Source organism: Sulfitobacter sp. HI0027, assembly GCF_001634775.1.
In the GTDB taxonomy this organism is placed as follows: domain Bacteria; phylum Pseudomonadota; class Alphaproteobacteria; order Rhodobacterales; family Rhodobacteraceae; genus Sulfitobacter.
Genome location: NZ_LWER01000068.1, coordinates 41830 through 52811, shown reverse-complemented (window position 1 = coordinate 52811; position 10982 = coordinate 41830). Strand labels below are relative to the sequence as shown.

12 protein-coding genes and 1 pseudogene are annotated in these 10982 nt (G+C 62.7%); 5 read left to right on the top strand and 8 right to left on the bottom strand.

Translation table 11 applies throughout. The features are described 5' to 3' along the window. Nucleotides 1-119: pseudogene (locus tag A3722_RS23835) on the top strand (IS110 family transposase); the annotation flags it as partial. Between the two features lie 280 nt (nt 120-399). On the opposite strand, the gene A3722_RS04260 reads toward A3722_RS23835, so the two are convergent. From A3722_RS04260 to A3722_RS24250, 3 genes are read right to left on the bottom strand one after another with little or no spacing between them, the layout of a single operon-like run. Beyond that, nucleotides 400-1041 carry a transmembrane anchor protein gene (locus A3722_RS04260; RefSeq protein ID WP_067623584.1) on the bottom strand — a complete coding sequence of 214 codons (642 nt, stop codon included), beginning with the start codon at nt 1039-1041 and terminating at the stop codon, nt 400-402. A 19-nt stretch (nt 1042-1060) separates the two neighbouring features. Beyond that, nucleotides 1061-1789 (bottom strand): HupE/UreJ family protein, encoded by a 729-nt coding sequence (locus tag A3722_RS04255; RefSeq protein ID WP_150119990.1) that lies wholly within the window; start codon nt 1787-1789, stop codon nt 1061-1063. A gap of 57 nt (nt 1790-1846) precedes the next feature. Next, nucleotides 1847-2125: a hypothetical protein gene (locus A3722_RS24250; protein ID WP_161487422.1), complete on the bottom strand. Its 279-nt coding sequence runs from the start codon at nt 2123-2125 to the stop codon at nt 1847-1849. A 133-nt stretch (nt 2126-2258) separates the two neighbouring features. Between A3722_RS24250 and A3722_RS04245 the strand changes: the two genes are divergently transcribed. Both A3722_RS04245 and A3722_RS04240 read left to right on the top strand, forming a co-directional pair. Further along, nucleotides 2259-2519, top strand: a complete 261-nt coding sequence (locus tag A3722_RS04245) for a metal-sensing transcriptional repressor (protein WP_067623590.1) — start codon at nt 2259-2261, stop codon at nt 2517-2519. Nucleotides 2520-2529: 10 nt separating this feature from the next. Beyond that, nucleotides 2530-3852: an MFS transporter gene (locus A3722_RS04240; protein ID WP_067623592.1), complete on the top strand. Its 1323-nt coding sequence runs from the start codon at nt 2530-2532 to the stop codon at nt 3850-3852. 87 nt (nt 3853-3939) lie between these two features. On the opposite strand, the gene A3722_RS04235 is transcribed toward A3722_RS04240, so the two are convergent. From A3722_RS04235 to dsbD, 5 genes are read right to left on the bottom strand one after another with little or no spacing between them, the layout of a single operon-like run. Beyond that, complete coding sequence (locus tag A3722_RS04235; protein WP_067623595.1) at nt 3940-4491, bottom strand: L,D-transpeptidase; 552 nt, start codon at nt 4489-4491, stop codon at nt 3940-3942. Between the two features lie 32 nt (nt 4492-4523). Then, nucleotides 4524-5150 carry a DsbA family protein gene (locus A3722_RS04230; protein WP_067623598.1) on the bottom strand — a complete coding sequence of 209 codons (627 nt, stop codon included), beginning with the start codon at nt 5148-5150 and terminating at the stop codon, nt 4524-4526. Nucleotides 5151-5159: 9 nt separating this feature from the next. Continuing rightward, nucleotides 5160-5885 (bottom strand): L,D-transpeptidase, encoded by a 726-nt coding sequence (locus A3722_RS04225; RefSeq protein ID WP_067623602.1) that lies wholly within the window; start codon nt 5883-5885, stop codon nt 5160-5162. Next, nucleotides 5882-6697, bottom strand: a complete 816-nt coding sequence (locus A3722_RS04220) for a TlpA family protein disulfide reductase (protein ID WP_067623605.1) — start codon at nt 6695-6697, stop codon at nt 5882-5884. The genes A3722_RS04225 and A3722_RS04220 overlap by 4 nt, the downstream gene beginning before the upstream one ends. After that, a complete protein-coding gene (gene dsbD / locus A3722_RS04215) occupies nt 6694-8499 on the bottom strand; it encodes a protein-disulfide reductase DsbD (RefSeq protein ID WP_067623608.1) in 1806 nt (601 codons plus the stop codon). The genes A3722_RS04220 and dsbD overlap by 4 nt, the downstream gene beginning before the upstream one ends. Nucleotides 8500-8578: 79 nt before the next feature. On the opposite strand from dsbD, the gene A3722_RS04210 reads away from it, so the two are divergent. Together A3722_RS04210 and A3722_RS04205 are read left to right on the top strand one after the other, a co-directional pair. Beyond that, nucleotides 8579-9244: a response regulator transcription factor gene (locus A3722_RS04210; RefSeq protein ID WP_067623611.1), complete on the top strand. Its 666-nt coding sequence runs from the start codon at nt 8579-8581 to the stop codon at nt 9242-9244. Next, the gene (locus tag A3722_RS04205; protein WP_067623614.1) at nt 9241-10602 is read left to right on the top strand and encodes an ATP-binding protein; all 1362 of its coding nucleotides are present in this window, start codon (nt 9241-9243) and stop codon (nt 10600-10602) included. The genes A3722_RS04210 and A3722_RS04205 overlap by 4 nt, the downstream gene beginning before the upstream one ends. The last annotated feature ends 380 nt before the right edge of the window (nt 10603-10982 follow it).

Sequence of the window (10982 nt, the reverse complement as noted above, 5' to 3'; positions counted from 1 at the left end):
CCTTGCTTGAACGCAAATCTGCGCGTGTCGCAACCGTCGCCATGGCCAACAAGACCGCCCGGATCGTCTGGGCAGTGCTTACCCGCAACGAACCCTACAGCCCACGCACTGTAGCCTGAGACGAAAGGAACAACGAGTTAGCAAGACCCGCGAGATGATGGTGCATAAGTCTGCCGCCAAAGCCAAGACACTCCGCCGAATGGCGCGGGCATAATAGCCCGTAAAGCTGATAGGAACTTGGTTTGCGGAACCCATCAGGGCCAGCGGTCAAAACCGCGCAAACAGGCCGGACACATGACTGCTTCTGACAAATGCACAAATCAGATCAAAAATGTCTTGCTATGCAGGAGCCATCCACACACGCCGTTCGCCGCGCAACGCACGAACGGCAGCAGTGGTTCAGCTGGCGTCTTTGAACTCAGCGTATTCGCCACGGACCCGGACCGTCACGGTAACGTCCGCGCTGTCTCGGTTGCGCCAGAACCAGCCGTGTTCGCCGTCGAATTCAGCGACGATCTCGCCCTCGGACCCGGTCGAGCCACGACCCTTTTCGTAGGTCACAGAGTTTCCTCCGCCGTGGCCGTGCTGGTCAAAGTTGACGCGTCCACCTTCGACCAGCATGCGGTATTCCGCGGTTTGTCCGGCGTCCATCACGAGCTTCCACTCGGCCGAGTCGCCGGGTGCCAGCGTGAAGGTGGTTTCATCTCGCCATTCTTCGGCTGCTTCGGAGGCGGCCATTTCCTGCGCATGGGCGGCACCCACGAACAGGCCAAGCACCTCATTCAGCAGGTTTGATTGCTCTTCACCTGCCATGCCCATCTGCCGGTCGGCTTCCGCTTCGTCGGCAAGTTGGGTTTGGATCTCGCCCATCTCGGACAGGCCGATGGCCCGGCCGAGGCCGGTGGGGTCGATGCCGTATTCGGCAGGCAGCACCACGGTGACGAGGATCGCCACGGCAGACGCCCCGGCGATCACGGTGGAACGGATGAGTTGCTTCGAGCTGGGGAGTTCGTCGAGGCTGGGTTTTTCTGCGTTAAACATCTGTAGTTCTCCTGTCGAATTAGGTGGCCACGAAGAGGCCGGTGAGCTGGTAGCCCATGAGAATGAAGCCGAGCGCCATCATGACGACATTGGCGGTGTAGGCTTGGCGGAAGAAGTTCGGAGACTTCCGCCAGAAGCCCATGATGATGAGGATCACGGCCAGCGCCATGATCTGCCCCAGTTCCACGCCAACGTTGAAGGCCAGCAGGTTCGCCAAGAGCCCTTCGGAAGCGATGTCATAGTCCAGGATCTTGGTCGCGAGGCCGGTGCCGTGGAAGAAGCCAAAGATCAGCGTCGCGATCTTGGTGTTCGGCTGGAAACCGAACCAGCGCTGGTAGGCACCGAGGTTGTCGAGCGCCTTGTAGACGACCGAGAGGCCGATGATGGCGTCGATGATGTAGGCGTTGATGCCCCAGCCGAACCAGACGCCAAGCAGCATCGTGGCCGAATGCCCCACGGCAAAGAGGCTGACGTAGATGCCGACATCGCGCATCTTGTAGAGGAAGAAGACGACACCGAGCAAAAACAGGATGTGGTCGTAGCCCGTCACCATGTGCTTGGCCCCGAGATACATGAAGGGAATGATGTTCACCCCCCAGATTTCCTGAATGTAGCCGGCGTCACCCTCGGTAACGTTGTGGGCCGCAGCAGCACCCGCGCTGAGCGCGAGCGCCACGAAAGTCAGTAGATACGGGAGGGCAGTCCGAGATGGGCCCGGATGCCACAGATCCCGACGGGAAGTGGTCATAGATTCGTCTCCGTTAAATTGTCTGTTCTCTTGTCGCGCGCCGCATGGGCGCAGAGATCAGATGCGCGGAGGTCGCTCTATCCTTTGAACGGGCCAGGGCCCGGCATCGGATGTATCCGGACGCTTGAGGTCCCAGTATCCTTGAAAGGGCTGCGAAATGCGGCCTGCGATCAGGATCGCCTGGCTGTGGTCGTGGTCGGCTGTGTCATGGCCATGGCCGTGCATCGCCCAAGCGAGGTCTTCTTCCAGCCCGTGAGAATGCCCATGCTCGGCAATCATCTCCGCGTGGTCCTGGATTGTCTCGAAGATCAGTGGCGCGTGGGAAAAAGCCGGCATCAGCGAAAGCGCCGTGCAGAGAAACACTGCAAGCAAGCTTCGTCCTGTTGTGTGTGCCCTCGTCATCGCTGTCCGCTCGCGGTCCTTTTCGGACCACCTTGCCCTATCCCCCAGGGGAGGATAGCGTCACCCTATGACAAATGAACACCCCCACGCAAGCCACGGCAAGGTGGTTGCCCGGCTGAAACGTGCCGAAGGCCATCTCCGCTCGGTCATCGCTATGATCGAGAACGGTAAGCCCTGCGTCGATGTCGCTCAGCAGCTTCAGGCTGTAGAAAGTGCCATTGCCAATGCCAAGCGCGCCCTGATCCACGACCATATGGACCATTGCCTCGACGCCGAGGGTTCCGAGACCGACAAAGCGGAGCTCAAGGCCATTTCCCGCTATCTCTAACGGGGATTCCATGCTTTCCATTCTCGCTGATCGCACCTACCGACATCTGTTCCTCGCCCAGGTCGTCGCATTGCTTGGCACCGGGCTTGCCACGGTGGCGCTTGGCCTTCTGGCCTACGACTTGGAAGGCGGAGATGCAGGCCTCGTGCTCGGCATGATCTTCACCATCAAGATGGTCGCATACGTTGGCATCGCGCCGATCGCCGGGGCTTTCGTCGACAAGCTTCCGCGCCGGACGCTATTGGTCACGCTCGACCTCGTGCGTGCGGGCGTAGCGCTGGCCTTGCCGTTCGTGACTGAGGTTTGGCAGGTCTATGTCCTGATCTTCCTGCTGCAATCCGCCTCGGCTGCTTTCACGCCGACATTCCAGGCCACGATCCCGGATGTCTTGCCGGAAGAGGCTCGCTACATCCGCGCGCTGTCGCTGTCGCGCCTGGCTTACGATCTCGAGAACATCGTCAGTCCGGTTCTGGCGGGTCTGTTTCTGGCTTTAATGTCCTACAACGCGCTGTTCCTCGGCACTGTTGTCGGCTTCCTCGCCTCTGCTGTGCTGGTCGTGTCGGTGATATTGCCGAGTCCGTCGCCGACTGAGCCGCGCGGTATCTACGACCGCTCAACCCGGGGCATCCGCATCTATCTCGCAACCCCACGCTTGCGAGGATTGCTGGCGCTGAACTTCGCGGCCGCTGCCGGGGGAGCGATGGTGTTGGTGAACACAGTCGTTCTCGTGCGCGGTGAATTGGGGCTGCCAGAAACCGCGCTGGCTTGGACAATGGGAGCATTCGGCGCAGGCTCCATGTTCGCGGCACTCGTGCTGCCGAAGTTGCTCGACCAGGTGCCAGACCGCCCGGTCATGTTGACCGGAGCAATCATACTCACCTCGGCGCTGCTGTTGCTCGCCGCCCTCATTCTTGGATTTGGTCTGTCATGGCCGCTACTTTTGGCCGCGTGGTTGGCGGCGGGTGCGGGCTATTCAGCAGTGCTGACGCCATCGGGTCGGTTGTTGAAGCGCTCGGCACATCCAGCAGACCGCCCCGCGATCTTCGCGGCGCAGTTCGCGCTGAGCCATGCCTGTTGGCTGGTAACCTACCCCTTGGCAGGTGTGTTGATGACAATGGCAGGTGCGCCGGTCGCGCTCCTGAGTCTCGCACTGCTATCCGCTTTCGGTATCGCCGTAGCTGTCTGCCTATGGCCCGCGGATGACCCGGAAGTCATATCGCATCGTCATGACGACTTGCCTGCGGATCATTCCCATCTTGTCGAACATGGAGGCGGGCGGGTTCATGCACATGCCGCGGTAATTGACGCGCTCCACCGGAAATGGCCCGGATGACCTTTTCAGAAAGGGCGCTGAGGTAAGCTGTTGCGCGGGCTTTGAGCGCCTATCGGCTGGGCAGCCCGCGCATGGAGGGCGTTTAGGTTAGATGATCCTGACCTGAGTGCCCACTGGCGTGATCTCAAACAGCTCTGCGATCTTTTCGTTGTAAAGCCCGATGCAACCGTCCGAGGAGGGGCGCCCGATCTTGCGGGTGTCGTGGGTGCCGTGGATCAAATAAGCGGGCCACGACAGATACATCGCGTGGGTGCCAAGCGGGTTGTCCGGGCCCGGCGGCATGTAGGTCCAGCCGAAGCGTTCGACCTGGCTGGGCGTGGGGGTCCAGTCCGGGCCGATCTTCTTGCGCACGATCCGGGTATAGCCGCGTTTGGTAAGCTCCTCGGAGATCGGCACCGAGGTCGGGTAGATGCGATAATCAGACCCGTCGGCATTCCAGTAGTGCAAGGCGCGCGAGGCGGTATCGGCGACAATCGTGCCGACACCCAGATCATCGAAGTGGTCTTGCCACCGCTGGATCATGAAGCTCGAGGCATTGCGGCGGGCTGGCTCTGCGGCCCGTGCCAGTGCTGGGGCGGCAAGGCCGGCCAGCCCAGTCAGGATTGCGGCCCGGCGGGAAAGTCTGATGGTCAATTGCATTCTCCTTTCTGTTGAAGTGCTTGTTTCATTGTTTAGCTGCGCGCCAATTCGACAGCCTCTTTCAGCGCCGCCGCATCCATGCTGCCCGGGTAGAGCGTGGTGCCGATGATAAAGGCCGGTGTGCCCTGCAATCCGATCAGGCTGGCCTGTTCGCTGTTGCGGCGCATCAGCCCGTCCCATTTGCCGCGGTCGTCGCGATAGGACTGGTCAAGCGCCGCGAGGTCGAACCCTGCCATTTCCAGAGTCTCCTCGATCAGCTGATCGCTGAGTTTACCCTCGGTCTCCATCAAGGCGGTATTCGCCTTTTCGTATTGGCCAAGGGACGCCGCCCCGAGGGCAAGCTGGGCAGCCCGGATCGAGGGTGCGCCGAAAATCGGCCAGTCTTTCATCACCAGACGGATGTTGCCGTCCGCCTCGACCACCTCCGTCAGCGGCGGGTGGTTGGCTTTGCAGTAGGGGCATTGGTAGTCGAAGAACTCCACGATGGTGACATCCCCTTCGGGGTTGCCGAGCACCGGGTTGTCCGGGTCGAAGAGCACGTCATCGACGGTCAGTTCCTTGGCGAAGGCCGGCGTGCGGAACAGCGAGAAGAGACTGGCGCCGCCGGTGGCTGCGATGGCGCTGCCGGTCAGAAAGGTTCTGCGTTTGATCATGGGCATGTATTTCTCCTATTGCGTTTTGTTGCCTGTGGGGGTGCGGCCCGGTGGCGTCGTGCCCTTGCCGCTTTCGCTCTCGCTCAGCACGACCACATGGGCGCCGTCCTTCACGCGCTCGTGCAGGTCGAGGATGTCCTGATTGAACAGACGGATGCAGCCGGATGAGACGGCCTTGCCGATCGAGAAGGGGTTGTTGGTGCCATGGATGCGGTAGAGCGTGTCGCGCCCGCCCTTGAAGAGGTAGAGCGCGCGGGCGCCGAGGGGGTTGTCGAGCCCGCCCTCCATGCCGTTGCGCACCGGGCCGTAGAGTTCGGGGTCGCGGCGCAGCATGTTCTGTGTCGGCGTCCAGCGCGGCCATTCCCGCTTGAAGGGGATCACCCCCTCGCCGGCGAAGCCGCGACCCTGTTCGCCCACGGCCACGCCATAGCGCAGAGCGCGGTCGTCCTCGAGCACAAGGTAGAGGAAGCGAGCATAAGGGTCTACGATGATGGTGCCGGGGGGCTCATCGGTCCAATAGTCGACCTCCTGCCGGCGGTTGCGTTCGCTCAGCGCCGCTTCGGGGACTGCGGGGATGGTCCGCCCGCTGTCCTGCATTGCGCCGTAGAGCGGGTCGGGCTCTGCGGCGGCGGGAACCATGGGCGCCGCGGTTTCTTGCGGCGCTTCGCCGGGCGGCGTGGCGCAGGCCGCCAGAAATGCGATCGCTACGAGCCCCCCGAAGGTCATTGGTTTCAAAGTCATTCCGTCTCCTGAAGTTCTTGCATGCGGTTGATGAGTTCGGCGCGTGATATCTCGCCGGTGTGGGCCGCGATGAGGTTTCCCTCGGCGTCGAAAAACAACGTGCTGGGCAGGCCGAGCAGATCGAAGTGCTCCATCAGACGTTGGGTGTCGTCCAGCACCACATGCGTGTCACTCAACCCTTCCTGATCGAGGTAGCGGCCAACGGCCGAGGCCGGTTCGCCCTGATTGGCAAAACGCAGCACCACGTCATCCTGGGCCTCGGCCAGTTCCATCATCATCGGCATTTCGCGCCGACAGGGCGGGCACCAGCTTGCCCAGAGGTTCACGATCATCGGCCGTCCATCGGTCTCGGACAGGCGAACCGGAGTGCCGCCGAGGTCCGAGAGGGCAAAATTTGGCAGGCTGCCCTGCGCTTCGGTCGGGAAGATCCAGCCAGCGGCCGCCTGGGCCGAGCCGGCTAAAACCACCACAAGGGCCAGCGGGCGCAGCACTGCGGGGCATCTCACGATCGCGGCGAGGCCCACGAGCGCAATTCCGAAAAGTCCCGCAATCGGTTCGAAACCCCCTTGCCAGACGGCCAGAGCCGACAGCGGGGCGTCGGCGAAAGCCTCGCGGTTGACCAGGACAAAGCCAAGCCGGGCCGCGACGATCCATGACGCCAACAAATGCCAGCCCCAGCGGTGAAGGGGGCCGGCGAGCGCCGGGCGGCGGCGACCCACCACCTCCAGCACCAGCAGAACGACGGCAAGGGCGATCACCGCGTGCAGTCGGTCGTTCGCGAATACCAAGGGACCGATGGAGGTCGCGTTCATTGCACCGCCCTCGCCGAAGCCACCACCTCGGCAGGCCTGGGTTCGCCGATAAGCCGCGTGCCCTTTCGCTCCTGCCCCTCCGCGTCAAGGAAAACCATCGTCGGCGGTCCGACCGAGCGCAAATGGTCAAGCAAACCCTGGCTTTCTGCGTCGAACGTGGTGAGGTCCGCGGCAATGACCTGCATTTCCGAAAGCGCTGCCTGCACCTCGGCATCCGGCCAGACGCGGCGCTCGATAGTGCGGCAGCTGACGCACCATTCGGCGGTGAAGTAGATCATCGCGGGCCGATCCGATTGCGCCAGCGCAGCCTCCAGTTCCGGCACCGATCGGATCGTGGTGAAGTCGATCGCCTTGTCACTGACCACATTCTGCGACCCGCCAGTCAATCTCGCGAGCGGACGCAGCGGATCGTCTCCGCCGCTGGCTGCGCCGATTCCCATGAGGCCACCAGCAAGAAGCGCCAGCATTCCTGCCGCCTGCCGCAGTCGCTGGATCGGCGCGGCATCGGCGTCCTGTCGGTCAAGCGCGCCAAGGAAGACGCCCGTCAGGACCAAGGCCCCGGCCCAGATTGCCAATCCGGCGGCAGGAGGCACCACCCGTCCCGCCAGCCAGGCGGCCATGGCGAGAAAGATGAAGCCGAAGAGGCGGTTCACCAGTCGCATCCAGCGGCCTGCGCGCGGCAGGGCACGGCTGCCGAAGGCACCGAGGAGCAAGAGAGGCACCCCCTGGCCGAGGCCGAGAGAGAACAAGGCAGCAGCGCCGAGCGCGGTATCGCCGGTCTGGGCAATATAGAGCAGCGCTCCGGCCAGTGGCGCGGTCACGCAAGGCCCCATGATCAGGGCCGAGGTGAAGCCAAGCCCGGCAGCCCCGGCAAAAGTGCCCCGACGTCCGATGCCTGCCGCGGCCATGCGGTCGTTCCAAGCCTGCGGCAGGCGCAACTGGAATACGCCGAACATGGACATTGCGAGAGCGACGAAGAGCAAAGCCACGGCACCGACCGCCCATGGCGATTGCAGGACGATCTGAAGGTTCTGCCCCGACCATGCAGCCGCCACCCCCAGAAGTGCCAGCGCCGAGGACATGGCAAACACGTAAGCCGCGCTGAGGGCGAGCCCGCGCCGTGCGGTCAGGCTTTCGCCTTGACCTGCAAGAAGCCCGCCGAGGATCGGGATCATCGGCAGAACGCAGGGGGTAAAAGCCAAAAGCAGGCCGAAGCCGAAGAAACCCAGCAATAAGAGGCCCAGGCCGCCGCGTCGCACCAACCCATCCACCAGACCGGAGTCGTCGGCCAGCGTAATGCCGGCCGTGGGTGCGGAAGCCTGCTCTTCTGCTTCCGTCGCAGCCGACGCCGGTAGTGCAGGCAGGCTATCGGTGATCGGCGGGTAGCAGATCCCATCTTCCTGACAGCCTTGGTAGGTGATGCTCAGCGCGCCGGATACGGGGCTAATTCGCGCACTCGCCTCGTCGTAGTAAACCTCTACAGTGCCAAAGGTCGGGTCGTTCTTTTGCTTGCCGGGCTCACTTTCCAGCGGGATTGACACCCCGCTGGCCGTCTCGACGGAGAGGTAGTCGCGGTATAGGTAATACCCATCGGCGATCTTCCAACGCAGCACGCGGCTACCATCGGGCTGTGGGGATACCGATAGAGCAAACGCCGCGCGCGGATCGAGCGGCGCCTCCGAAGAGAACAGGCTGTCCTGAGCCGTCACAGGTCCGGCAAAAGCCGCGATGAGCAGAAAGGCCCGAAGAGCGGTGCAAAGGAGCGCGAAAGGCCGGAGGGATTCGATAAGATGTGCTTTCATGCTGCGCTCCTCGACCCCCAACCTTAACGCTGGCTTAATGTTGAAGGCCGAAACCGAGCGCAGTCAGAAGGAAACGAGAATGCGGATATTGGTGGTGGAAGACGATGCCTCACTGGCGGACGGGTTATGCACCGGTCTGCGGTTGCACGGCTTCGTCCCCGAGGTGGTGGGCACCTGCGCGGACGCGCAGGAGGCATGGGAGCAGAATGGCTTTTCCGCCGTGGTGCTCGACATCATGCTGCCCGATGGCTCCGGCGTAGAGTTGCTGCGATCTATGCGGGCCGAAGGCAATCGGACCCCCGTGCTGCTGCTGACGGCGCTTGATCAGACGGGCGATCGGATCGCCGGGCTGGATGCCGGGGCCGACGACTATCTGGCAAAGCCTTTCGATCTTGGCGAGCTCGGGGCGCGGCTGCGGGCCATCACCCGGCGGGCAAAGGGCGAGGCAAGCGGCACGACCTGTTGGAACGGATTGGAGTTCGACCCCGCCCGCATGGCCGGGCGCACCCGGAGCGGCGAGGTGCGCTTTTCTCGCAGGGAATTCGCCATCCTACAGGCGTTATTGGAACGGCCCGGCGTAATCGTTCCTAAGGATCGGCTCGAAGAGCGGCTCTACGGTTGGCAAGACGGTGTGGAGAGCAACACCGTTGAGGTGCATGTCCACAAGCTCCGCGCCAAGCTGGGGGCGGCGTTTATCGAAACCGTGCGCGGGGTCGGCTATCGACTGGCGGAGGAAGGCGCATGACCTCTATCCGCACGCGGCTCTTTGCCATTCTATTGCTTGCCACCGGCGCTGTCTGGTTTTCGGCGGCATGGTGGATTCAGCACTCCACTCGGGTCGAGGTAGAGCAGGTGCTGGATGCCCGCCTCGCGGAAGCCGCCGGGATGGTGTCTTCGCTGCTTTCCGACGGCCGTGTCGAACTCTCGAGCGCCGCGGGGGCGATGGAAGCCCTGACCACGCGGGCCGACCAGGGGTATTCGCGGCAGCTTTCCTGTCAGATTTGGTCGCTCGACGGAACCATGGTAGGCGCCTCGGGCAGTGCCCCTGAGGGGCGGCTTACCGAAGCCGATTCAGGCTTCTCGGAAACTCTCGTGGACGGGGAACGCTGGCGCGTATTCACAGAAGTAAACGAACGCCTCGGCCTTAGGGTTATGGTAGGCGATCGCCTCGCCGTTCGGGACCGTCTCGTCAGTGATGTGACCCGGGGATTGCTTGTGCCGGCGCTCACCATTCTTCCGTTTCTTGCCGGGCTGATCTGGCTTAGCGTGGGCCGCGGTCTCGCACCGCTTTCACGCATGGCGCGGGCCTTGTCTGCGCGTTCGGCCGACAACCTCGAGCCGGTCGAGGAAGGCCCGCTGCCGCGCGAATTGCACCCTATGGGCGCTGCGTTGAACTCTCTGTTCGGGAGGGTTGCCGCGGCGCGGGAGCGCGAACGCAGCTTCTCTGCCTATGCGGCGCATGAACTGAAGACCCCGCTTTCCGGCATCAAAACGCAGGCTCAGATCGCCGCCATGGCCCCGGACGAGGAAACCCGCCGGCACGCGCTGGCACAGATCGAAAAAGGGGTGGCCCGCACTGATCGCATGGTGCGCCAGCTATTGGAATTGGCGGCCGTGGATGGTGCGACAGGTGGTGGCGGCGGTAAGTTTGACCTGATGGAGGTGATCTCCGGCGTTGTCTCTGAGATGCGGCCCCCTGCCGATGCGAAGGGAATCGATCTTCATGTTGATCTTCCCGAATCTCTGCCTGTCGTAGCCGGCGACCCCGTGCTGGCGACCCTGGCGCTGAGAAATGTCACTGAAAACGCCATTGCGGCCAGTTCAATGGGGGGCGTCGTCGAACTTTGCGTGGCTGTTTGCCAGGATTTGGCGGAAATTACCGTATCCGACAGGGGGCCGGGTATCTCAGCGGAAGACCGTACTCGCATAACGGAGCGCTTTTTCCGCGGTCAAAACGCTCAAGGGGGTGGCAGCGGTCTGGGTTTGTCCATTGCGCAAGCGGCTATGGAGCGTATCGACGGAACCCTAAAGTTCTGCACGCGGAAGGGTGGTGGAGAAAACGTCACCTTGACGTTCACGCTAATGAACGCAGGTGTTCGCTGAGCGACAGGTGAGAACTTTCTTTTCGAACAAGCGGTTTTTCTCGCCAGGTCGTTAAAGGCATGGGGTTTGACGGCGAAATCCGCCAGTATACCAGACTTGCTCAGATCACGATCTTCGCTGTCACCCTGCCTATGTTGACCGCTCAAGGGCGCGCGCCCCGCTCCCCCACACTTCAATTTTGTTAATAGATCTGTCTGCGGAAACAGATCGAGAACCCGACGTGGTGGATACCAGTCAGGCGATCATCCATAAGCTGACCTTCGCTGTGCAAAGCAGGAACGGCGGCTTTGGGCCGTGAGCGGCGCCGCACCTGAGGCGACCAGGCGCTTGGTCCGCCGCGCAGCGAAGATCTGGAGCGAGCCCAGACCAAGATGCTGCGC

Coding starts and splice junctions, on each gene's coding strand:
- A3722_RS04260 (WP_067623584.1), bottom strand. CDS start 1,041: ATGTTTAACGCAGAAAAACCCAGCCTCGACGAACTCCCCAGCTCGAAG.
- A3722_RS04255 (WP_150119990.1), bottom strand. CDS start 1,789: ATGACCACTTCCCGTCGGGATCTGTGGCATCCGGGCCCATCTCGGACT.
- A3722_RS24250 (WP_161487422.1), bottom strand. CDS start 2,125: ATGCCGGCTTTTTCCCACGCGCCACTGATCTTCGAGACAATCCAGGAC.
- A3722_RS04245 (WP_067623590.1), top strand. CDS start 2,259: ATGACAAATGAACACCCCCACGCAAGCCACGGCAAGGTGGTTGCCCGG.
- A3722_RS04240 (WP_067623592.1), top strand. CDS start 2,530: ATGCTTTCCATTCTCGCTGATCGCACCTACCGACATCTGTTCCTCGCC.
- A3722_RS04235 (WP_067623595.1), bottom strand. CDS start 4,491: ATGCAATTGACCATCAGACTTTCCCGCCGGGCCGCAATCCTGACTGGG.
- A3722_RS04230 (WP_067623598.1), bottom strand. CDS start 5,150: ATGCCCATGATCAAACGCAGAACCTTTCTGACCGGCAGCGCCATCGCA.
- A3722_RS04225 (WP_067623602.1), bottom strand. CDS start 5,885: ATGACTTTGAAACCAATGACCTTCGGGGGGCTCGTAGCGATCGCATTT.
- A3722_RS04220 (WP_067623605.1), bottom strand. CDS start 6,697: ATGAACGCGACCTCCATCGGTCCCTTGGTATTCGCGAACGACCGACTG.
- dsbD (WP_067623608.1), bottom strand. CDS start 8,499: ATGAAAGCACATCTTATCGAATCCCTCCGGCCTTTCGCGCTCCTTTGC.
- A3722_RS04210 (WP_067623611.1), top strand. CDS start 8,579: ATGCGGATATTGGTGGTGGAAGACGATGCCTCACTGGCGGACGGGTTA.
- A3722_RS04205 (WP_067623614.1), top strand. CDS start 9,241: ATGACCTCTATCCGCACGCGGCTCTTTGCCATTCTATTGCTTGCCACC.